Here is a 23,169-nt window from a genome sequence, read left to right as displayed (position 1 = left end):
CGGCGCGGCCGACAGGCGGAGGATGGACCATGCTGACCCGACGTTCCTTCATGGCTGGTGCGACCACCGCCATGACCTTGCCCTCGATCGTCCGGGCGGCGGGCGCACCGACCATCGTCAACCCGGTGGTCCGTCAGCGCGCCGATGCGCAGGTCTTCCGCCATACCGATGGCTGGTATTACATGACCGGGTCGGTGCCCGAATATGACCGGCTGGTCCTGCGCCGTTCGAAGACGCTCGCGGGTCTGACCACCGCGACCGAGAAGATACTGTGGCGGCATCTGCCGAGCGGGCCGATGTCGGGCTTCATCTGGGCGCCCGAGCTGCATCTGATCGACGGCCGCTGGACCATGTACTTCGCGGCGGGGCCGAGCGGCGGCGGCGAGGATGTGTTCCGCATCCGCACCTTCGCGGTCGTGTGCGACGGCCCCGATCCGATGACCGGCAGCTGGTCGGTGCTGGGCCAGTTGCAGACCGAATGGGACAGCTTCACGCTCGATTCGACCAGCTTCGTCCATAAGGGCCAGCGTTATCTGGCATGGGCGCAGAGCGAGCCGGGCATCGCGACCAATTCCAACCTCTATCTCGCCCCGCTCAAGACCGCGCTGACCCTGGGCGCCAAGCCGGTGCGGCTGTCGGTGCCGACGCTGGACTGGGAGATCCAGGGCTTCAAGGTCAACGAGGCGCCCGCCCTGCTCGCCCGCAACGGCAAGCTGTTCATGACCTATTCGGCCAGCGCCACCGATGCCCGCTATTGCATGGGGATGCTGACCTGCGATGCCGATGCCGACCTGATGAACGCGGCCAACTGGTCCAAGTCGCCGGTGCCGGTCTTCAAGACCTCGACCGCGCACAAGGTCTTCGGACCCGGGCATAACAGCTTCACGGTCGACGAGCGCGGGCGCGACGTGCTGGTCTATCACGCGCGCGACTATCTGGAGATCAAGGGCGATCCGCTGTTCGATCCCAACCGGGACACGCGGATGCAGTATTTCCGTTACCGCCCCGACGGCTCGCCCGATTTCGGTGAGCCGGTCGCCAATGGGCCGCTCCGTCGGCTCTGAGCGGGTATTGCTCTGACAATAATCCTATCGCCACGCCTTGACGCCCAGGATCGCCAGGCCGCCCGCCATGGTGACCAGGGCGAGCACGACCAGCACCGCGTCGAAGTCGTGCGGCGTGGCGAAGGTCCAGGTCAGGCCCGCGCCGATGATGGTCGGCAGGGTGTTGGTCAGGTTGAACAGACCCAGGTCGCGCCCCCGATGCCGGGGATCGGGCAGAAGCTGGAAGCTCAGCCCGACGTGCAGCGCGACGAAGACCGACGATCCGGCGGTGTAGAGGATGAACGCCGCCGCCGCGGCCTGACGGCCGTTCGCCCCGGCCATGCCCAGCAGGCCCAGCGCCGCGACCAACCCCGCCATCAGCAGGATGTATCGGCGGCGCTCCATCCGGTCCGCCAGCCGCCCCAGCACCAGAGCGATCGGCAAGGGCAGGACGAAGGCACAGGTAAAGACCTGCCCGACCCAGTGCGGCAGATCGGCATAGTCGGCGGCCGGTACGATCGTTTCGAAATAATAGAGCAGATAGACCTGGGTCACGACCGCCGCGACCTGGATCCATAGCCGCGCCACGCCCGCGATGACGAAATCCCGTCTGGACGGGCGTGACGGCGCAGCCGCGACGCGCTCGTCCGGCATGGCGCCCCCCGCCCCGACCAGCAGCAGCGGCAGGACGCAGAGCATGACCGCCATCACTACGGCCGCCAGCCGCCCCTGCTCCCCCAGCACGGCCTCGCCCACCAGCCAGGTCGACAGGGCCGAGGCCGCCGGATTGCCGAGCGCGATCAGGCCGCCCGCCAGCCCGCGCTTCGCATCGGGTATCTCCTCCGCCATGATCGCCATCAGCGGGGCGAGCAGCGCGTTGACCGCGAACTGGAAGAACAGGATGGCCGCGACCAGCATCACGGGCGTCGCGGCCATGCCGATCGCGGCATAGCTGGCCGCCATGCCCGCCAGCCCGATCGCCATCCAGCCCCGCCGACCACGCCCCGCCCGCTGCGACCGATCGCTCAGCCAGCCGAACAGGATGTTCGCCAGACTCGCCGTCGCAGCGCCCAGGACCGCGACCAGCGAGAGCAGGGCGATCCGGCCGTCCGGGCTGACCGCCTCGACCTTCATCGGCACCAGCAGGGTCAGCAGCGGCAGATAGGCCGCCACGCCACCGATATTGGCCAGCGCATAAAGCCACAATGACGGGGACTGGCGCGTAAACATGCGATCGGAGGGCGGGACCATGGCCCACCCTTGCCCCCGATCGCACGCCAAGGGCAACGGGCGTTACGGCTTCCGTTAAGGCTTCATCGTCTGCGCATCGATCCGGGTGGTGCTGACCATCGCCCGGTCGGTCGCGTCATGCGCCACCGCGACGCGATAGGCCCCGCCCTGGATCCGCCAGCCGGGGAGCGCGGTGTCGTAATTCGCCAGCAGCCGCGGCTCGGCGATCAGGGTGATACGACGCGTCTCGCCGGGCTTCAGCGTCACGCGCTGGAACGCCGCCAACCGCATCGGATCGCCACTGCCGTCGCGCGCCACATAGATTTGCGGCACGTCCGACCCGGCGCGCTGGCCGGTGTTGACGATATCGACGGTCACGCGGACCGTCTTGCCGCCGGTGACGACCGGATTGCGATAGGCGAAGCTCGTATAGCTGAGCCCGTGGCCAAAGGGGAAAAGCGGCTTCATCCCCTTCTTCTCGTACCAGCGATAGCCGACATCGGCGCCCTCGACATAGTCGACCGGGAAGCTCTGAAGCGTCGGGGCCGGTGTTGCCGCCGGGTTGGCGGCCGCCGCCGCTTCGACCTCGCTCAGCTTGTCGAGCCCGACCGGGCGCGGGCGCGGCGGTTGCGAGGCATCGGCGGGGAAGGTGATCGGCAGGCGGCCCGAGGGATCGACCTGGCCGGTCAGAATCGCCGCCAGCGCCTCGCCGCCGCGCTGTCCGGGATACCAGGCCTGGACGACAGCGGGGACCTTCGCGATCCAAGGCATCAGCACCGGGCCGCCCGTCTCCATCACCGCCACGGTATGCGGCTGTGCGGCGGCGATCGCGGCGATCAGCGCGTCCTGCTGGTTCGGCAGCCGCAGGTCGGGCACGTCATCCGCCTCGGTCGTCCACTGGGTTGCGAAAAAGATGGCCATGTCCGCCTGCTTCGCCGCCGCGACCGTCGCGTTCAGGTTGCGCCCGTCCTGCCACTCGATCTCAACGCCGGGCAGTGCCTTGCGCAGCGCGGCGAGCGGCGACGAGGCGTGATAGGTGATCCGCGCGAAGGAGGACGAGCCGCCATAAGCCAGCGGGATTTCGACCGGCGCACCGCCGACCGAGCGGACCTGCGACGATCCGCCGCCCGACAGCACGCCGACATCGGCATTGCCGCCGATCACCACGATCCGCCTGGCGGCGCGCGCGATGGGCAGGAGATTGCCGTCGTTCTTCAACAGCACGATCCCGGCCTCCGCGGCGCGCTGCGCAACCTCGGCATGGGCGGCATAGTCGGGCGTTACCGCCTGGGTGGGCATCGGCGCATCATAGGCGCCGGTCTCGATCAGCCCGGTCAGATAACGTGTGACCATATCGTTCAGCCGCGCCTCGGGCACCTCCCCCTTGGCCACCGCCTCGGCGAGCGGCTCGGCGAAATAAATGGCCTTGTCGAGTTCCTGCCCGGACTCCTGGTCCAGCCCGGCATTGGCGGCCTTCACGGTCGAATGCACCGCCCCCCAGTCGCTCATGACCCAGCCATGATAGCCCCAGTCGCGCTTCAGCACATCGGTCAGCAGACGACGGTTCTCGCAGGCCCAGTCGCCGTTGATCTTGTTATAGGCGCACATGACCGAGCCGGGCCGCCCCTGCTCGATCGCGATCTGGAAGGCGAGCAGGTCGCTCATCCGCAGCGCCGCCTCGCCGATCCGGGCGTCCAGGATGTTGCGGCCGGTTTCCTGTGCATTCAGCACATAATGCTTGATTGTCGAGACGATGCGGTTCGACTGAACGCCCGCGATATGCGCGCCGCCCAGCGTTCCGGCCAGCAGCGGGTCCTCGCCCAGATATTCGAAATTGCGGCCGTTCCACGGATCGCGGGTCAGGTTGACGCCCCCTGCCAGCAGCACGTTGAACCGCTTGTCGCGTGCCTCCGCCCCGATCATCGCGCCGCCCGCGCGGGCGATGGCGGGATCGAAGCTGGCCGCCGTCGCCAGGCCTGAGGGCAGCGCGGTGGCGACGTCGCCGACCCGCTGCTCTACCTGATTGGCCACGCCCAGCGAGGCATCGCTCTCGCGGACCAGGGGCACGCCCAGCCGGGGAATGCCGTCGATATGACCGGCCGAGGGGATCAGTTCCTCCTTCGACTTGCCCGCCGCCATGGTCGGGAACAGGCCGTGGACCAGCAGGATCTTTTCCTCGCGGGTCATCTTCGCGACGATCCGGTCGGCACGCGCGCGTGCTGCGGCGATGCCGGTCCGCGCCGCCTTTTGCGGCGACCGCTGCTGCGTCTGCGCCGACGCCCCGGTGCCCGCCGCGATCAGCGCGATCATCGCCAGACCGCCTGCCATCTTGCCCTTCGTCACAATCATCCTCCCCCGATCATCCGGTTTGCCGCCTTGTGTTGCATTGCTGCACGCCTGTCCAGAGAACGTTCACAATCGTGTAAAATCAATGGCTGACACTCTTGACAGTCATCCGGCATTGGCAGAGTGAACGTTCTCATAGAGCGCGGATAACCGCGCCCGTTCACGAGGGGAGGTTTTCCATGCGTAGCGTTCGTGCTCGCCTGCTATCCAATTTCGCCATCGGTGTTTCCACCGTCGCCCTGACCCTTCCGGCCGCCGCACTGGCGCAGGATGCCGCCGCGACGATGGGCAATCCCGGCCCGGCCCAAACCGATCCGCAACCGCCCGGGACCGGCCCGACCGATCCCGCACAGGGCGACGGCGATATCGTCGTCACCGGCATCCGCGCCAGCTTGCGCCAGTCGATCGACATCAAGCGCAATGCGCAGGGCGTGGTCGACGCGATCAGCGCCGAGGAGATGGGCAAGTTCCCCGACACCAACCTCGCCGAGTCGCTCCAGCGCATCACCGGCGTGTCGATCGACCGCTCGAACGGCGAAGGCCAGTTCGTGACGGTGCGCGGCTTCGGCGCCGAATATAATCTCGTCACGCTCAACGGGCGGCAGATGCCGACTTCGACCATCGGCGACGGCAACAGCGCGCCCGGCTCGCGCTCGTTCGACTTCGCCAACCTCGCCTCCGAAGGCGTCGCCGCGCTGGAGGTCTACAAGTCCGGCCGCGCGACGGTGGCCTCGGGCGGCATCGGCTCGACCATCAACATCCGCACGCCCCGTCCGCTCGACAAGTCGGGCCTGCGCGGTTCGATCTCGGCGCGCGGGGTGATCGACACCTCGCAGAACGGCGGCAAGGACATCACGCCCGAAGTGTCGGGCATCTTCTCCGACACCTTTGCCGACGACCGGATCGGCGTGCTGGTCACCGGCGCCTATCAGCGACGCAATTTCAGCCAGAACCAGGCCAATGTCGGCTGGCGCGACGGCTATCTCGGCTCGGAGAACAACTGGGGTTCGCTGGCGCAGCAAGGCGATCCGCGCTACGCCAACATCACCAACCGTCCCGGCGCCAATGACGTGTATCAGGTGCCGCAGAACGCCAGCTACAACATCGTCAACGGCCGCCGCGAACGCATCAACGGCCAGGCCGTCCTGCAATTCCGACCCGTGGACGATCTGACCGCGACGGTCGACTATACCTATTCGCAGAACACCTTCGACATTCGCGACAACAATGTCGGCATCTGGTACAACCATAACGACACGTCGAGCGCCTGGACCAACGGCCCGATCGCTGGGCCCGTCTTCTATACCGAGCGCTTCACCGCGGCCGAGGCCAAGGACCTGGCCTATTCGGCGACGCAGACCTCGACCCGCAGCGTCAACAAGTCGCTGGGCGGCAACCTGACCTGGAAGGCGCCGGGCGGCGTCACCCTGTCGATCGACGCGCATCACTCGACCGCCGAGTCCAAGCCCGACAACCCCTACGGCAACAGCAACTCGGTCGGCACCGCGATCTTCGGCGTGCAGAGCCAGACGATCAATTTCGACAACAAGCTGCCCGTCATATCCTTCGCGATGCAGCCGGGCATCGACCCGCTGACCGCCGCGAACATCGTCCCCACGGGAAGTGCCTTCCGCAATTCCTATTTCCGCGACGAGATCAATCAGGTCCAGTTCCGTGGCCATTACGACCATGAACAGGGCTTCCTCGACAGCCTGGACTGGGGTTTCGACTATACCGACAACAAGGTGCGCTCGGCCTATAGCGTGCTTCAGAACGACACCTGGGGCGGCACCGGCGGCGACAGCGCGGCCCAGCGTGCGGCGGCCGCCGCCCTGATCCCCGACGATCTGTTCCAGCAGATCAGCGTGCCCGACAAATTTTCCGGCATCGGCGGCGCGAACAATGCGGCGATCGTGAAGTCCTTCTACGGCTTCGACCTGCCGTCGATGGTGTCGCTGCTGGACAAGGCCTATGGCATTTGCGGCGGCAACGGCCAGTGCCTGATCCCGTACACGACGGACTCGCGCATCCGGGAGAAGACCGTCGCGCCATACTTCCAGTTCAACGGCAAGATGGACCTGTTTGCGCGCCCCGCGCACCTGATCGCTGGCTTGCGGTTCGAGAATACCGACGTCTCGGCCTCCGCGCTGGTGCCGACCCCGGTGGGTGCGCGGCAGAACTCGCAGAACGAGTTCAACATCCTGTTCTCGGGCAGCGGCTTCACGACATTCAAGGGCCGCTACCAGAACTGGCTGCCCTCGGTCGACTTCGATTTCCAGCCGCTGGAAAACGTCAAGCTGCGCGCCTCGTACAGCCACACCATCACCCGCGCCGATTATGGCAGCCTGCAAGGCGGTCGCAACCTGGATCAGCTGTTCCGCATCGGCGGCGGCACCGGCCGGGTCGGCAACCCCAATCTGATCCCGTACAAGTCGAAGAATATCGATCTGTCGGCAGAGTGGTATTACAAGCCGGACAGCTACATCTCGGTCGGCTTCTTCCACAAGGTCGTGTCGAACTATATCGGCAATACGCAGGTCAACCTGACGGTGCCCGGCCTGACCTCGCCCACCACGAGCTTCAACGGCGTGACCCAGAATGGCCCTCGCTATCAGGCGGCGATCAACGCGCTGGGGGCCAATGCCACCTTTGCGCAGATCCGCGACTATATCGGCGCCAACTTCCCCGGCGGCGTGGTCAACGGTACGATCGTCGCGCAGCCCAATGATCCGCTGGTCAATTTCGTCGTCACTACGCCGTTCAACAGCGATCAGACCGCTAAGGTCGACGGCTTCGAATTCGCGATCCAGCACAGCTTCTGGGACACCGGCTTCGGCACGATCCTGAACTACACGATCGTCAACGGGAACCGGAACTATGACAACCGGCAACCCGCCAGCGTGTCGCAGTTCGCGATCACTGGCCTGTCGGACAGCGCCAACGCGGTCCTGTTCTACGACAAGTTCGGTATCCAGGCACGCGCGGCCTATAACTGGCGCCGGGGCTATCTGGCCGGGGCGGGCATCAACCCGGTCTATGTCAACACCTATGGCCAGCTGGACGCCAGCGCCAGCTATGCGCTGACCAAGAGCGTCGCGATCTTTGCCGAGGGCATCAATCTGCTGGGTGAGAACCGCAGCGGCCACCTCCGCTCGGATCGCAACGTCAACTTCGTGACCAAGCAGGATGCGCGCTACTCGGCGGGCGTGCGTTTCACCTTCTGACGACGGGAAAGCCAGCTTTTCCGCCGAGGAATGGCTGGCTTTTCGCGGACCATATGGGCAATTTGCGGGCCTTGAAGACGGGCCGGGGATCGGGACTGCGGTGGACAAGGCTATCACCCGGATCGTGATCGTCGGCGGCGGCACCGCCGGGTGGCTGGCCGCCGCCCGCATTGCCGCCGCCACCGCCGGATCGGTGACGGTCACGCTGATCGAATCCCCCGACGTGCCGACGCTCGGGGTCGGCGAAGGGACCTGGCCGACCATCCGCCGTACACTGGAGCGGATCGGCATCACCGAGACCGAGCTGCTGCTCGCCTGCGACGGGTCGTTCAAACAGGGGACGCGCTTCGACCGATGGGCGACCGGCGCGAGCGATGATCGCTATTACCATCCCTTCGTGCCACCAATCGATGCCGATCCCGCCGATCTGCCCGGCGATATCCCCTATGCCGTCGCCACCTGCGCCCAGCCGTTGGTCTGTGCCGAGGATCTCGCGCCGCGCCAGCGTGGGATGCCCGATTATGCAGGCGCACTGAACTATGCCTATCATCTGGATGCGACGAAGCTCGCGGCGCTGCTGACCCGGCGTGCGACCACCCGTCTGGGCGTGCGGCATATCCGCGATCACGTCACCGGGGTCGAACGCGGCCGGGACGGCGGCATCGCGGCGGTCCATACCCGCGGATCGGGGAGCGTCGCGGGCGACCTGTTCCTTGACTGCACCGGTCATGCCGCGCTGCTGATCGGCGATGCGCTGGGGGTGGAGACGGTCGATGCCTCCTCCATCCTGTTCAACGACCGGGCGCTCACGGTGCAACTGCCCGTCGCGCCGGGCAGCCCCATCGCGTCGCAGACCGTGGCGACCGCCCATGGCGCGGGCTGGATCTGGGACATCGGCCTGCCGACCCGACGCGGGATCGGCTGTGTCTATGCCTCCGCGTTCATGAGCGACGACGAGGCGGAAGGCGTGTTGGCCGAATATTGCCGCCGGAATTCGGGCGATAGCCCCGCCCCGCGTCGGCTGACCTTCCGCTCCGCCTATCGGTCCAGGCCTTGGACGGCCAATTGCGTCGCCATCGGCCAGTCGGCGGGGTTCATGGAGCCCCTCGAAGCGTCGGCCATCGTCATGATCGAGCTGGCGCTGGATGCACTGCTCGACGATTTTCCCGTCGACACCGGTCTGATGGCGATCCAGGCGCGGCGTTTCAATGCGCTGGCGACCTATCGCTGGGAACGGATCGTCGACTTTCTGAAGCTGCACTATGTCCTCAGCCGACGGGAAGATCCCTATTGGCGGGCGCATCGCGATCCCGCTACGATACCCGACCGACTGGCCGAGATGTTGGCGCTGTGGCGCTATCGCAGCCCGTCCGCGCTCGACCTGCCCATGCAGGATGAACTGTTTCCGGCGGCCAGCTATCGCTACATCCTTCGGGGTATGGGTTTTCCCGCCCCCCTGCCCTCACCCGTGCCGCGCCCGCATCGGCCCGACCTGCCGAGCCAGCTTCGCCAGATCGACCAGCGCGGCCGTGCGCTGGCGGCGAGCCTGCCGACCAACCGCGCCTATCTCGACGCTCTGCGCGCCGAACAGGCCCCCCTTTCCGAGAAACGCGCCTGATGTCCCGCCACGAAGCCCTCACCCCCGACGATCACCGCGACCTGCGCATCCAGGAGCGTCGCGACGCTGCGTTGGGCGATGCCCGCATGGCCTGCATCGTCGTGCCCGCCGAGTTCCGCGCGCTTCAGGCGGAATATCCCATCCTGTTCCGCCTGAACGAAACCCGCGACCGGTTCAGCGCACTGGCCATGTTCGGGTTCGAGAATGGGGAGAATCTCTATCTGGCGGATGGCCGCTGGGACGCGCGCTACCGCCCCCTGGCGATCGATATCCAGCCGTTCCTGATCGGCGGGCGTCCCGAAGAGGACGGCCCCAAGCAGATTCATGTCGATGTCGACTCCCCCCGCATCGCGACCGGCGACGACGGCGTGCGCGTATTCGACAGGCATGGCCGCCCCACGCCCTATCTGGAACGGGTGATCGAACAGATCGGCGAACTCGACCATGGCTTTCGCGAAGCAGGCGATTTCTTCGCCGCGCTCCAGCGGCACGAGCTGCTCGAGCCCTTCACCTTGGAGGTGACGCTGGAGGATCGGTCGGACAACCGCCTGGTCGGCTATCACATCATCGACGAAGCGCGACTAAACTCGCTGAGCGGTACGGCCCTGGCCGAGCTTCAGGCGGCGGGCCATCTGGAGCCCATCTATATGGCGATGGCGTCGCTCAGCCAGTTCAGCGCCCTGATCGCGCGGCGCAACCGGCGGGCTGCGCGTGGTTGACGCCGATCCGGGGCGGCTGACCGCCCTTCCCCCGGTGCCCGAAGTGACGGTCGTCGATGCGGCCGAACTCGACCGGTTGCTGCGTGCCGCCGACCGCCCCTTCGTCGTGCGCGGGCTCGCCGCCGACTGGCCGCTGGTCCAGGCCGGGCGACGCTCGGCGGAGGCGGCGCGGGCGTATCTGCTCGACCATCATCGCGACCGCCCCTTCACCGTCTCGGTCGGCGTGCCGGACAGCGGCGGGCGGCTGTTCTACGACGACGCCATGGCGATGAATTTCCGCATGATGGAGGCCGGGCTTCCCGAAATCTTCGCGCGGATCGCCGAGTTTGCGGGCAAGGCGGAGGCGCCGTCCATCTATCTCGCCTCGATCGACATGCACCAGTTTTTCGACGGACTGCACGAGGCCAACCATATCGATCTGGGCGAGCGCGAGCTGCTGGCCAGCATCTGGATCGGCACCCGCACCCGGATCGCCGCGCATAACGACGTGCCGCACAATCTGGCCGTCTGCGCGGTCGGCCGCCGCCGCTTCACGCTCTTTCCGCGCGAGCAGTTCCGCAACCTCTATCTCGGCCCCGTCGACAACACACCGGCGGGCCGCGCGGTCAGCATGGTCGATTTCCACGCCCCCGATTTCGAGCGCCATCCCCGCTTCGCCGACGCGCTGGAAACCGCGCAGGTCGCCGATCTGGCGGCGGGCGACGCGGTGTTCATCCCCGCCCTCTGGTGGCACCATGTCGAAGGGATCAAGGATTTCAACGTGCTGGTCAATTACTGGTGGCGCGACGCGCCCCGCTGGCTGGGCCAGCCGCAAGAGGTGCTGAACCACGCGATGATGACGATCCGCGACCTGCCCGCCGACCAGAAGGCGCATTGGCGCGCCATGTTCGACCATTATGTCTTCGCCAATGACGATAGCGTGGTTGCCCATATCCCCGAGGGCGGGCGCGGCATATTGGCCCCGATGACCCCCGACCTGGCGGGTCGCATCCGCGCCTTCCTGCTGCGGGCGCTCAGCCGATGAGCACGCCGCGCCGGATCGTGATCGCCGGGGGCGGCACCGCCGGTTGGATGGCCGCCGCCGCCATGGCCCGCACGCTAGGCCGTGCGGTCACCGTCACGCTGGTGGAGTCGGACGCGATCGGCACGATCGGCGTCGGCGAGTCGACCATTCCGCCGATCATCACCTTCAATCGGCTGCTCGGCATCAACGAAGCCGAGTTCATGGCCGCGACCCAGGCGACCTTCAAGCTGGGCATCCAGTTCGACGGGTGGAAGGGGCCGGAGGACCGCTATTTCCATTCCTTCGGCCTGACCGGCAAGGATCACTGGGCGGCGGGGTTCCAGCATTTCTGGCTGGACGGCCTTAGCCGAGGGCATGACGCGCCCTATGACGATTACTGCCTGGAGCTGATCGCCGCGCGCGAGGGCCGTTTCGCGCATCTCCCCGACGAGCGGATGAACTATGCCTATCAGCTCGACTCGACGCTGTACGGCCGCTTCCTGCGCCGCATGGCGGAGGGCGACGGCGTGACGCGGATTGAGGGGCGGATCGCCGAGGTCGAGCTGAACCCCGATAGCGGCGACATCGCCGCCCTGGTGTTGGACGACGGTCGGCGGGTCGAGGGTGACCTGTTCCTCGACTGCACCGGTTTTCGCGCGCTGCTGATCGAGCGTGCGCTGCATGTCGGGTTCGACGACTGGAGCCATTACCTGCCCTGCGACGCCGCCGTCGCGGTGCAGACCGAAAGCGTGCGCCCGCCCGTCCCCTATACCCGCGCCATCGCGCATGAGGCCGGGTGGCAATGGCGCATCCCGCTGCAACACCGGGCGGGCAACGGCATCGTCTATTGCAGCCGCTACATGGATCACGACGCGGCACGCGAAAGGCTGTTGTCCACGATCGAGGGCCAGGTGCTGACCGAGCCCAACATGCTGCGTTTTCAGACCGGCGCACGGCGCAAGCAATGGCATCGCAACTGCATCGCGGTCGGCCTGTCGGGCGGGTTCCTGGAGCCGCTGGAGTCGACGAGCATCCACCTGATCCAGCGCGCGATCCTGCGGCTGATCCGCCTGCTCCCCGGCGGACCGATCAGCCCGCATGACGTGGCCGAGTTCAACGATCAGCAGATGACCGATATGCTGCAGATCCGCGACTTCCTGATCCTGCACTACAAGGTCCATGAACGGCGCGACTCCGCCTTCTGGCGGCAATGCGCCGACATGGAGGTGCCCGACAGCCTGGCACACAGGATCGCGCTGTTCCGCGAGACGGGCCGCGTTTTCCGCCGCAATGACGAGCTATTCGCCGAGAATAGCTGGGTGCAGGTGATGATGGGCCAGGGCATCATGCCGGAGAGCCATCATCCGATCACCGCGCGGCTGTCCGACGAGGAGTTGGACCGCCTTCTCATCACGCTGCGCCAGAATATCGCGGCGACGGTGCGCGGCCTGCCGCCCCATGCGGACTATGTCGCGCGCCATTGCGGCACGGCGGCCTGACTCCGCTTATGCCGCCGCGCCGTCGCCAGTCCGTCACCATCCGCCATGTCGCCGCCGATGCGGGCGTCTCCCTCCAGACCGTCAGCCGGGTGATCAACAAGGAACCCAATGTCCGCCCCGAGATGATGGAGCGGGTGCAGGCGTCGATCGCCAGGCTGGGCTATGTCCCCTCGATCGCGGCGCAGCGTATGGGGGGATCGCGATCCTATCTGATCGTCGCGCTCAACGACCGGGAACGCACCATCGCCGACTGGCGCAATCGGCAGGGCACCGACTGGGTCGACCAGATGATGCTGGGGGGCATGCTGACCTGCGCCGAGCATGGCTATCGCCTGATCGTCGAGCTGGTCGATACGCATAGCGACCATATCGAGCGCGAGCTGCTGGCCGCGATCGCCGCGCTGCAACCCGATGGCGTGATCCTGACCCCGCCGCATTCCGAGAACCCGTTGATCACCGGCTTGCTGGAGGCGCAGGGGATCAGCTTTGCGCGTATCGGATCGCTCAAGCCCGGCACCGGCTTTGCCCTGTCGCTGGACGATGAGGGCGCGGCGCGACAGGCGACCGATCATCTGATCGGGCTGGGTCATCAGCGGATCGGCTTCATCGCCGGGCCGGACGAGTATGAACTCAGCGGCTGGCGGGTTGCGGGATGGCGTGCCAGCATGGCGGCGGCGGGGCTGGCTTGCGAGGGTCTGTTGGCGCAGGGCGATTTCAGCTTCGCCTCGGGGCGCGCCGCCGCCTCGGCACTGTTCGACGGCGATGTTGCCCCGAGCGCGATCATCGCCAGCAACGACCAGATGGCGCTGGCCACGCTGGAACTGGCGCGCGAACGGGGGTTGAGCGTACCGCGCGACCTGTCGCTGGTCAGTTTCGACGACACCCCCATCGTCCGCTTCGTCCATCCCCCGCTGACCGCCGTGGTCCAGCCGATCGCCGCCGTCACCGCCCGTGCGGTCGAACTCATCATCGCCGAGCAGGCCGGGCAGGACAGGCCGAGCGGCCCGGTCGTCACCCCTGCCCAACTCGCCATCCGCGCTTCCACCGCTCCGCCAAGGGAGGACAAGCGCACCGACATGCGATAGGCGTGGTTTGAGGGACTTGGAGGCGACATGCGAATATTGGTCACAGGATTGGGCGACATTGCGCACAAGGCCTATCTGCCGGTCTTGTCGGCCATGCCCGACCTCCAATTGCACCTTGCCACCCGCAACGCGCAGGTGCTTGAGCAGGCCGGGCGCAGCTTTCGCGTTGCCGGACTTCATTCCAGCCTGGACGAAGTCCTTCGCACCGAAAGTTTCGATGCCGCCTTCGTTCACGCCGCGACCGATGCGCATCCGGCGTTGGTGGAGACCCTGCTCGACCGGCGCATCCCGACTTTGGTCGACAAGCCGCTCGCCGACACGCTGGATGAGGTCGAGCGGCTGGTGGCGCTGGCGCAGCGGCAGGAGACGCTGCTCACCATCGGCTTCAACCGCCGTTTCGCCCCCGGCCATGTCGCACTGAAAGCCTTGCAGGGCGACCTGATCGTCATGGAAAAGCACCGCCACCGACAGCCGGATGCACCGCGCCGGGTGATCTTCGACGACTTCATCCATGTCGTCGACACGCTGCTGTTCCTCGCGCCCGGCCCGGTCCTGCGCCGGACGATCGAGACGCATGTCGAACAGGACCAGTTGCTTTCGATCACGCTGATGTTGGCAGGCGACGGCTTTACCGCGATCGGAACCATGCACCGCAATAGCGGGCTGAACGAAGAGCGACTGGACGTGATCGGCAACGGCCTTCGCCATTCGGTCCTTAACATGGCCGAGGAACGGCACATGGACGGCGGCGAGTGGCATCGGCGCCGGGGCGACTGGACGACGGTCGGCAAGCAGCGCGGGTTCGAGGCGATGTGCGCCGAATTTCTGTCCGCCGCCAGGCAGCGCCGCCCGACCGACGCCGATGCGATCCTGGCGACGCATCGACTGTGCGAGGCGATCACCCGTCACGCCGAGGGGCTCTGAATCCTTGCCACAAGCACGCCCTATGCCATTGTCTCGAATGGAAACTCCTGGTTTCGTTCGCGACATGGCTTTGCCGATGACGCGCGCCTTCAATCACCTGATCGCGGGTGCACATTTTGCCCGGCGTTTCGGTCGCTGGCCGCTACCGGCGGATGCGCCGGACGCTCTTATCAACGACGTCATCTTCGCTCGCATGATCGACCCGCACTGGTCACCGCTGCACCGCGCTCTCATCGACAAGGAAACGGCGAAGGCCGAGGCCCGGCGCCTCTGCCCCGGCATCGCCGCGCCGGAAACGCTTCTGGTCATCCCCATCTCGGCGGTGGACTCGGTCGAGCATCTGTTTCACCTGCTCGAGCCCTTTATCGGCACGGATACCGTGGCCAAGCCGACCCACGCCAGCGGTGCCGTGACGTTCCTGCGTGATCTGAAACGGTCCACGGACCTGAACGCCCTCTACGACCTGTCCCTGCGGGACTATTCGACCCTGTTGCGGGAGATGCAATATGCCGGGCTGGACCGGAAGATCATCGTCGAGGCGATGATCCCGACCCATGCCCCGGGGCCGCCCGACGATTACAAATTCCACTGCGTCCACGGCCAGCCGCTGCTCTGCCAGATCGACCATGGCCGCTTCGGGGCGTCATGGAGCCGCCTTTTCCATTTGCCCGACTTCGCGCCGATGGACGAACACGATGGCTTGCACGCTCCGGCCGGCTTCTCGCCTGCCGATCGCGAGCGGCTGGACAGGATGATCGCCATGGCCGAGGCGTTGTCGGCGCCCTTCCCCTTCGTCCGCGTCGACCTGTACGACGGCGACGACGGCATCTATTTCGGCGAACTGACTTTCACCCCCGCCGCCTCGCTGGGCATTGCCCCCTCCGCCGCCGGGGTTCATCGGCTGAACGCGACCCACCATATCTATAGTCGTACCCTGATGGACGCGCTGGCCGCCAAGGGGACGGATTAATCGGCGAGCCGCTTCGCCACCAGCGGCGCCACGCGATCGGCGATATGCGAGACACCGGTCGCATTGGGATGGACCCCATCGCCCAGCATCAACTGCCGCTGCCCCAGCACGCCCTGGAGGATGAACGGGTCGAGCACGGCCTTGTGCTGCCGCGCAAGATCGGGCCATATCGCGTTGAACCTGTTGCCGAAATCCGGTCCCAGATTAGGGGGTGCCATCATGCCGGTCAGGATCACCGGAATGCCGCGACGGTCGAGTTCGTCCAGCATCGCCGCCATGTTCGCGCGCGTCTCGGCCGGATCGACCTGGCGCAGCACGTCGTTGCCGCCAAGACCCAGCATCACCAGGTCGGGCTTGGTCTTCATCCTGTCGAGCGTATAGGCCAGCCGCCGCCGTCCATCGGCACTGGTATCGCCCGACACACCGGCATTCACCACCGTCGCATCGATACCTTGGCCGCGCAGCCGCGCCTGGATCGCATCCGGCAGGCTTTGCCCGCGCTGGAGACCGTAACCCGCATAAAGGCTGTCCCCGAAAGCCAGCACGACGCGCTTCGGCCCCGACACCGGCACGCTGGGCGACGTCGCGGTGGAGGGCGCGGGCGTGGCCGTATTGGTCGCGGGCAATGGCTCGTCGCTCCGGCTGTTGCAGGCCGACAGGAGTGCGGCGGCTTGGAGAAGCGCGGCCCCGGCCACATATGGCATCTTCATCATCTCTGGCTTGGAATCCCCGCAACTATGGTCGCAGGCAATATGGTCATCCGGGCCACGGATGTAAGGCTGACGCTGGGCGGGGCCGCCCCGGTCGAGATCCTGAAGGGCATCGACCTGGAAGTGGCGGATGGCGAGAGCCTGGCGCTGCTCGGTGCCTCGGGATCGGGCAAATCCTCGCTGATGGCGGTTCTGTCGGGGCTGGAGCGCGCGACCTCGGGGCGGGTCGAGGTGGCGGGCACCGATTTCGGGGCGCTGGACGAGGACGGTCTGGCCATCGCGCGGCGCGGCCGGATCGGCATCGTCCTCCAGGCCTTCCACCTCCTGCCCACGATGACCGCGCGCGAGAATGTCGCGGTGCCGATGGAACTGGCCGGGGAAACCGACGCCTTCGCCCGTGCCGAGGCCGAACTGGCGGCGGTCGGGCTGGCGCATCGGCTGGACCATTATCCCGCCCAGCTATCGGGCGGCGAGCAGCAGCGGGTCGCCATCGCCCGCGCGCTCGGCCCGCGTCCCCGGATCGTGTTTGCCGACGAACCAACCGGCAATCTCGACGGCGCCACGGGGGGCCGCGTGATGGACCTGCTGTTCGATCGCCGCGCCGCGACCGGTGCGACCCTGGTCGTCATCACCCATGACCCTGCACTCGCCCGACGCTGCGACCGGGTGGTCGAACTCGCCGATGGCCGGATCGTCGCGTGAGCGGTTGGGCACTGGCGTGGAAGCTCGCCCGGCGCGAGCTGTCGGTTCGCTTCCGGGGGCTGCGGCTGTTGCTGCTTTGCCTGTTCCTGGGCGTCGGCGCGCTGGCCGCAATCGGCAGCCTGGGCGATGCGATCGGCGGCAAACTGGCGGCGCGGGGTCGAGTGCTGCTGGGCGGAGATCTGGAATTCGCGGTCTCGCAACGCCGGGCCGATCCGCCCGAACTGGCGGCGATGCGGGCGGCCGGACGCATCTCGGAAACGCAGCGGATGCAGTCGATGGCGGTCACGGCGAACGGAACGACCGCACCCGTCCAGTTGAAGGCGGTTGATGCGGCCTACCCGCTCTACGGCCAGTTGACCCTGACCGATGGCCAGGTTGTGCGAGCCCCGAACGCCAAAACCGTATGGATCGGTCGCGGACTGGCAGAGCGTCTGGCGATCAAGAAGGGCGATGTGCTTCGCTTCGGGACGGCCCCATTCCGCGTCGGCGGGATCATCGCGGACGAACCCGATCGGCTCGGCGAGGGCTTTACGCTGGGGCCGGTGGCCATCGTGTCGCGCGACGGGCTGGACCGCACCGGGCTGATCCAGCCCGGCAGCCTGTACGAAAGCAAATATCGGCTTGCCACGACCGACGATCCGACACGGATCGCCAAGGCATTCGAGCGGCGTTTTGCGACGGCCGGATGGGAAACGCGGACCCGAGACCGGGCCTCGCCCGGCGCCAGCCGTTTCGTCGCGCGGATGGCCGAGTTCCTGACTTTGGTCGGGCTGGCCGCGCTGGTCATCGCGGGGATCGGGGTCGGCAATGGCGTCAGTTCGTACCTGGAGGCGCGGCGCTCGACGATCGCGATGCTGAAGGTGCTTGGCGCGACATCCGGGTTGGTGGCGAAGGTCTATCTGCTGCAACTGCTGGCGGTCGCCGGGGTCGGCATCCTGCTAGGCCTGATGGCGGGGATCGTCGCGGTGCCGCTGGTCGGGATCGCCGTCGGAGCCGTATTGCCGGTGGCGCCGGGGCTGACCATCGCGCCGGGGCCGCTGGCGCTGGCGGCGGCCTATGGCCTGCTGATCGCGCTGGCCTTTTGCGCGCGGCCGCTGGTCGCAGCGGGCAGGGTTCCGGCCGCAGCCCTGTTGCGCGGCGTCCTGGACTCGCGGTCCGGTGGGGGATGGCGGGGTAGCCTATGGGGTATGGCAGCGGGCCTGCCCGTCGTGGCGCTGGCCCTGTCGACGACCGACCGTCCGGCCTTTGCCGCCGCCTTTCTGGGCGCGACCGCCGGGACGCTGGCCATGCTGGTCGCGATCGGCGTGGCGGTCCGCGCCGTCGCGCGTCGGCTCCCCCGCCCGCGCCGCCCGCTACCGCGATTGGCTCTCACCGCGCTCTATCGCCCCGGTTCGCGGGCGGTATCGCTGGTCGTCGCCCTCGGTCTCGGCCTGACCCTGTTCGTGCTGCTCGCCAGCATCCGCACCAGCATCGACGGCAATATCCGCCGTTCCGTGCCAGCCCGGGCGCCCGCCCTGTTCGCACTCGACGTGCCGCCCGAGCGTGAGGCCGCGTTCCGCAACACGGTGACGTCGGTCGCCCCCACGGCCCGCATCGCCACGGTTCCGTTGATGCGCGGCACGATCACCGCCTATGGCACGACCCGCGTCGCCGACCTGACGTCGATCCCCGACGGCGCCTGGGCGCTGCGGGGCGAGCGCGGGCTGACCTTCGCCGCGGCCCTGCCCCCCGGCAGCACGCTGACCGCCGGGCGGTGGTGGAACCAAGCGGAGCATCGCCAGAACCTGGTGTCGATCGACGAACGACTGGCCAAGGCGCTGAACCTGCGGATCGGCGATCCGTTGACCGTCTCGGTCCTGGGGCTGGAGCGTACGGCACGGATCGCGTCGTTCCGGCGGATCGCCTGGGACACGCTGGGCTTCAACTTCGTGATGGTCTTCTCGCCCGGCGCGCTACAGGACGTGCCGCACAATCTGGCGGCGACCATCGACATGCCCGCCGCGCAGGGCTCGGCCGTCACGCGTGCCTTGCTGCCCCGTTTTCCGTCCACCTCGGTCGTCGAAGTCGGCGGAGTGCTGAAGCAGATCCAGGACGTCGTCGGGCAAATGGCGACCGCGATCACCGTCGCGGCCGGGATCGCGGTGCTGGCGGGGATCGCCGTGCTGCTCGGCGCGATCGCGGCGGCGCGGGCGGCGCGGACCTATGATGCGGTCATGCTGAAGGTGCTGGGCGCGACACGGGCACAGGTGCTGACGATGCAGGCGATCGAATATGCGCTGCTCGCGGCCATTGTCGGGCTGGTGGCGCTGGTGCTGGGCACCGGCGGCGGGTGGTTCGTCGTCACCCGCATCTTCGAGTTCGAATGGCTGCCCGACTGGAGCGTCATCCTCGCCACGCTGACGACCGGCGCGGTGGTGACGGTGGGCATCGGCGTGGCCGGAACCCTGCCGGTGCTGCGGGCAAGGCCGTCGGCGGCGCTCCGGGCGCTGTGAAGCCTACCAGGCCATGCTGCCCGGCCCGCCCTTGAACGGCCCCGCCAGATCGGCCGTGATCCAGCCGCCATAGAAGACGCCGGGTTGCGGCCGGACCTGCTCCCCGTCGATCGTGCAATGGTCGAACGGCGCGGCGTAGAAGGCCAGATGATCGCGCAGGATCGCAAAGCCCGGCGTCGGGGCGGGATAGCTCCACGCGACATCGCGGAGCAGCGTGCCGCCCAGATCGACATGCCAGTAGATCGCCTCCCCCTTCCATTCGCAAAAGGACCGCCGATCCGACCGGCGCAGCACGCGCTGGTCGATATCGGCAGGCGGCAGATACCAGCTGGGCGGGTGGCTGGTCTCCAGCGTCCGGACGGCAGCGCAGGTATCGGCGATCACGATACCGCGATGCGCGATTTGGACATGGCGCGCGCTCGGCTCGGCGATGGCGGGGCGCGGATAGGTCCAGACGCTTTCCTGGCCGGGGCCGACGGGATCGGGCTTGGGCTTGGTCATGGCACGATAACGTGGCGAAACGCCTCCGGCTCCTCGGCGGACGGATCGACCATCCCTCCCTATAGCGTGACGGAATAGAGCGCGTGATGGGTCAGGATGAACAGCCGCCCCGGCTCTCCTCCCGCCTCTTCCTTGCCCAGCACCAGTTGCAGCGGCCTTTCGGGCACGTCGATCCGGCGCAACAGCGAGCCATCGGGATTGTAGACGAAGACCTGCCCATTCGCGACATAGAGCCTGCCCGCCGCATCGCGCACGGCGCTTTCACCCCCACGCTCGGCCAGCACCCGCAGATCGGTGACGCGCCCGCCCTCTCCGACCCGCCCGGCATAGGTCCGGTTCTCCGAGCCGTTGGTCAGCACCACCTCGCCCCCGACCGGCGGGGGCACGAAGCCATAGGCGTCGAGCGTGTCGGACCAGCGCCAGCCCTGATGATCGTCCGGCCCCTGGTTCCACACGCGAAAGGCAGGCAGCACCAGCGACCCATCGGGCGAGACATATTCCTGCGCCTTGGCCGTGCCCATCTTGGCGGCGAACATCTCGGCCATGGTCGGATAGCTGTAGCTTTTGGGGTCGATCCGGTCGGCAAACTCGCCATTTTCCCAGACATTGACCGGCAGCAGCGTCTGCGCGCCCGAACGCGTCCGGACCGGGGTCGGCGGGATCACGGTCACCGCCGCCGGAGCAGACGGGTCGATGCTGTAGACACTGCCGTCGCGTCCGGCCGAGGACTGGACCAGCAGATGGCCGGACCGATCGACCGCCAGATTGACCGCATCCAGCGGGGCATCGGCGACGATATTCAGCCCCTTCGCCTCCGACCAGCTATGAATACGCTGGAAGAAGCGATCGATGAAGTACAGCGTCCCCGTCGCATCGACCGCCGCCCCGGCGATCGAATAGAAACCGTCAGCCAGCTTGCGGACGCCCGGCGACACCGGCACCGCCGACGCCGTCGCCGCGCTGGCGGGAGCAGGCGGCACGTCGAGGCGGGCGAACTCCCGCTCGCGCACCTCCGTTTGGCGCGTCATATCCTTGATCGCATTCTCGAACGGATATTTGCTCGCGCGGAGAAAGGTGCCGCAGCCCTTGGCGTCGCAGCTGGCAAAGCCGCTCTCGGCATTCACATGGACGTTGCGGAAACGGATATCGCCGGAGTCATACAGCTTGACGGCCGCATCCATCGGCTTGGCGGTGCGGGTGACACGATAGCCGTGATAGTTGGCGAACAGGATGTTGCGGCTGTGCCGGAATTCGGTCGACACGGCGTTGACGCCGTCGCGCACCTCCTGCTCGGTCTGCGGGGCCAGGAATTCCCAATTGGCGACATGATCGAGCACGATCTCGGCACGGTAATGATGCTCGGCCGACAGTTGATAGACATGCCCCGGCGTCGTCGTGTTCGAGACATAGAAACCGGCCGAGGCCAGTGTATTGGGCGACCAGAGCGCGTTGAACGTGCCGCCGCCGCCGTCCGTCACCCAGATGCTGGGATGCTGCCCGTCAAAGCGTGCGCGTTGGTCGCCAAAGCCGATCGGGCTGCCCGGCGTCAGCACAGTACCGCCGCCGCCCTGGATCTTCACGTCATCGACCAGCGATGCCTCGCCCGCCTTCCACAGCAAGGCGGTGGCGCGTGGATTGACCCCGCCGGTCCACAGCCCCATGCCCGAGACGATCCCCGCCCCGCCCTTCGCACTTTCGATCAGCGCCTTGGCCGATCCGATCCCGCGATAGCCGGGGGCATCGTCCGCCAGATAGATATGGGTCAGGCTGGGGTGCAGCGCGATAAGCACCGTGTCGGGGCGCAGCCGTAGCGTATCGCTGACCCGGTAGCGGCCCATCGGCAGATAGAGGACGCGGTGCGTGTCGATCGCGCGTTGCAGCGCGACGGTGTCGTCGGTGGTGTCGTCGCCCTTTACCCCCAGATCGCGGACGTTCGCCCAGGCCGCGACCGGCGGCAGCGCGGGGATGGCGGGTTTGGCTCTCGCAGGCGTCCGGCCCAGCGGGCTGATCTTCACATCGGTCGCGAAGTCGCCCATCTGCCCCAGCTCGGGCACTTTCAGCCCATAGCCGAAATCGGCGACGCGGTAGCGCGGTCCCGCGCCCGCCACGACCCGACCGCTGTCGCGGAATTTGGCAAAGACGGGCGTGGCGATGCCGATCGCGTTGTCGAAGCCGATCTGGGTAAAGACGCTCTTTTCCGAGGAGATGACCACGGCCGCGTCCCGGACATTCTCGAACCGCACCTGCTTGCCCCAAAGCGAGTCCGAATAGCCCCGGTCGATCTCGATCCCCACCGGTGTGTCACGGATGGCGACGTTGACCAGCGTCAGGTCGACCTCATGCTCCCGGATCGCCGCCTCGCGCTGGCCCGTGAAGTCGCTGTCGATCAGCGTGAACTGCCAGGCGGGCGAGGTCTTCTCGGTAACGATACCATATCGGCCGCCGAAAAAGCGCAGATTCTGCGCGGCATTGCCTGCCTGATAGACACCGGCAAAGCCCGATCCGATATGAAAATCGACATGGCGGATATAGCCATGCTGAGCGACGCGAAACCGCACCCCGACCGCACCCGCATTGCCCTCTCCGATGCGGAAATCGACATTGGCGAGCGCGGAATAGAAGGTCGAGGAGGTGGCGTCGTACAGCGTCGGATCGAACGGCACCGTCGTCGGCACCGGCACCGGCGGCTTGCCTGAGCGATACTGGTCGTCGCCTGCAAAGGTCATCATCGCCGCGATGCCCGCGCCGAAGCCCGGCGTCGCATCGGCCAACAGGATCTCGGGCCGGGTCGGACCGACCCCGAACAGGCGAACGCCCGACCGCACGATGATCGTGCGGCTGATCCGATAGCGGCCTGAGGGCAGGAAGACGATGCCGCCATGGCCGCCCTTGGCCGCTTCGTCGATGCCCTGCTGGATCGCGGCGCTGTCATCGGCGCGCCCGTCGCCCACGCCCCGGATGGTGATCGCGCGCGGATCGGCGGGGGCGGTGCGATAGATGGAGGTCGAGGACCGGGCGGCAGCGGGGGCCGCCATCAGGGGTGCAGCGGCCATCACCACCGCCGCGCTCAGCAGCCAGTTCGTCTTCATTGCCCTCTCCTCTT

15 protein-coding genes and 1 pseudogene are annotated in these 23,169 nt (G+C 67.3%); 11 read left to right on the top strand and 5 right to left on the bottom strand.

All coding sequences use genetic code 11. The features are described 5' to 3' along the window. Positions 1-29 precede the first annotated feature (29 nt). Positions 30-1,052: pseudogene (locus ACQR50_RS07970) on the top strand (glycoside hydrolase family 43 protein); the annotation flags it as partial. A 36-nt stretch (positions 1,053-1,088) separates the two neighbouring features. On the opposite strand, the gene ACQR50_RS07965 reads toward ACQR50_RS07970, so the two are convergent. Then, positions 1,089-2,294, bottom strand: coding sequence for an MFS transporter (locus ACQR50_RS07965; RefSeq protein WP_428970521.1), 1,206 nt, complete (start codon positions 2,292-2,294; stop codon positions 1,089-1,091). 54 nt (positions 2,295-2,348) lie between these two features. Continuing rightward, the gene (locus ACQR50_RS07960) at positions 2,349-4,622 is read right to left on the bottom strand and encodes a beta-glucosidase (RefSeq protein ID WP_428970520.1); all 2,274 of its coding nucleotides are present in this window, start codon (positions 4,620-4,622) and stop codon (positions 2,349-2,351) included. A 176-nt stretch (positions 4,623-4,798) separates the two neighbouring features. On the opposite strand from ACQR50_RS07960, the gene ACQR50_RS07955 reads away from it, so the two are divergent. The 8 genes from ACQR50_RS07955 (at position 4,799) to ACQR50_RS07920 (ending at position 15,661) form a co-directional block, all read left to right on the top strand. Beyond that, entirely contained in the window at positions 4,799-7,843 is a 3,045-nt protein-coding gene (locus ACQR50_RS07955) for a TonB-dependent receptor (protein ID WP_428970519.1), read from the top strand. Positions 7,844-7,943: 100 nt separating this feature from the next. Then, positions 7,944-9,461, top strand: coding sequence for a tryptophan halogenase family protein (locus ACQR50_RS07950; protein ID WP_428970518.1), 1,518 nt, complete (start codon positions 7,944-7,946; stop codon positions 9,459-9,461). After that, positions 9,461-10,180 (top strand): SapC family protein, encoded by a 720-nt coding sequence (locus ACQR50_RS07945; RefSeq protein ID WP_428970517.1) that lies wholly within the window; start codon positions 9,461-9,463, stop codon positions 10,178-10,180. Before ACQR50_RS07950 ends, ACQR50_RS07945 begins: the two co-directional genes overlap by 1 nt. Beyond that, complete coding sequence (locus tag ACQR50_RS07940; RefSeq protein WP_428970516.1) at positions 10,173-11,204, top strand: cupin-like domain-containing protein; 1,032 nt, start codon at positions 10,173-10,175, stop codon at positions 11,202-11,204. Before ACQR50_RS07945 ends, ACQR50_RS07940 begins: the two co-directional genes overlap by 8 nt. Further along, positions 11,201-12,682 (top strand): tryptophan halogenase family protein, encoded by a 1,482-nt coding sequence (locus ACQR50_RS07935; RefSeq protein ID WP_428970515.1) that lies wholly within the window; start codon positions 11,201-11,203, stop codon positions 12,680-12,682. The genes ACQR50_RS07940 and ACQR50_RS07935 overlap by 4 nt, the downstream gene beginning before the upstream one ends. 8 nt (positions 12,683-12,690) lie before the next feature. Next, positions 12,691-13,767 (top strand): LacI family DNA-binding transcriptional regulator, encoded by a 1,077-nt coding sequence (locus tag ACQR50_RS07930; protein ID WP_428970514.1) that lies wholly within the window; start codon positions 12,691-12,693, stop codon positions 13,765-13,767. Positions 13,768-13,794: 27 nt separating this feature from the next. Further along, on the top strand, positions 13,795-14,691 hold the full coding sequence (locus tag ACQR50_RS07925; protein WP_428970513.1) for a Gfo/Idh/MocA family protein: 897 nt from the start codon (positions 13,795-13,797) through the stop codon (positions 14,689-14,691). A gap of 76 nt (positions 14,692-14,767) precedes the next feature. Further along, entirely contained in the window at positions 14,768-15,661 is an 894-nt protein-coding gene (locus ACQR50_RS07920) for an ATP-grasp fold amidoligase family protein (protein WP_428970512.1), read from the top strand. Here the strand turns inward: ACQR50_RS07920 and ACQR50_RS07915 are convergent. Then, positions 15,658-16,371 (bottom strand): arylesterase, encoded by a 714-nt coding sequence (locus ACQR50_RS07915; protein WP_428970511.1) that lies wholly within the window; start codon positions 16,369-16,371, stop codon positions 15,658-15,660. The two genes, ACQR50_RS07920 and ACQR50_RS07915, sit on opposite strands and share 4 nt — an antisense overlap. 27 nt (positions 16,372-16,398) lie before the next feature. Here ACQR50_RS07915 and ACQR50_RS07910 point away from each other — a divergent pair, with 27 nt between their 5' ends. After that, positions 16,399-17,073: an ABC transporter ATP-binding protein gene (locus tag ACQR50_RS07910; RefSeq protein WP_428970510.1), complete on the top strand. Its 675-nt coding sequence runs from the start codon at positions 16,399-16,401 to the stop codon at positions 17,071-17,073. Next, entirely contained in the window at positions 17,070-19,565 is a 2,496-nt protein-coding gene (locus ACQR50_RS07905; protein WP_428970509.1) for an ABC transporter permease, read from the top strand. The genes ACQR50_RS07910 and ACQR50_RS07905 overlap by 4 nt, the downstream gene beginning before the upstream one ends. A 3-nt stretch (positions 19,566-19,568) precedes the next feature. Here ACQR50_RS07905 and ACQR50_RS07900 read toward each other — a convergent pair whose 3' ends face one another. Beyond that, a complete protein-coding gene (locus ACQR50_RS07900; protein ID WP_428970508.1) occupies positions 19,569-20,066 on the bottom strand; it encodes a DUF427 domain-containing protein in 498 nt (165 codons plus the stop codon). Between the two features lie 59 nt (positions 20,067-20,125). Further along, a complete protein-coding gene (locus ACQR50_RS07895; RefSeq protein ID WP_428970507.1) occupies positions 20,126-23,155 on the bottom strand; it encodes a glycosyl hydrolase family 28-related protein in 3,030 nt (1,009 codons plus the stop codon). Positions 23,156-23,169 lie beyond the last annotated feature (14 nt).

It is taken from the genome of Sphingomonas sp. Xoc002 (assembly GCF_050408055.1).
Taxonomy (GTDB): domain Bacteria; phylum Pseudomonadota; class Alphaproteobacteria; order Sphingomonadales; family Sphingomonadaceae; genus Sphingomonas; species Sphingomonas yabuuchiae.
The sequence above is the reverse complement of the archived record's forward strand: the minus strand, read 5'-3'. Positions and strand labels throughout refer to the sequence as shown.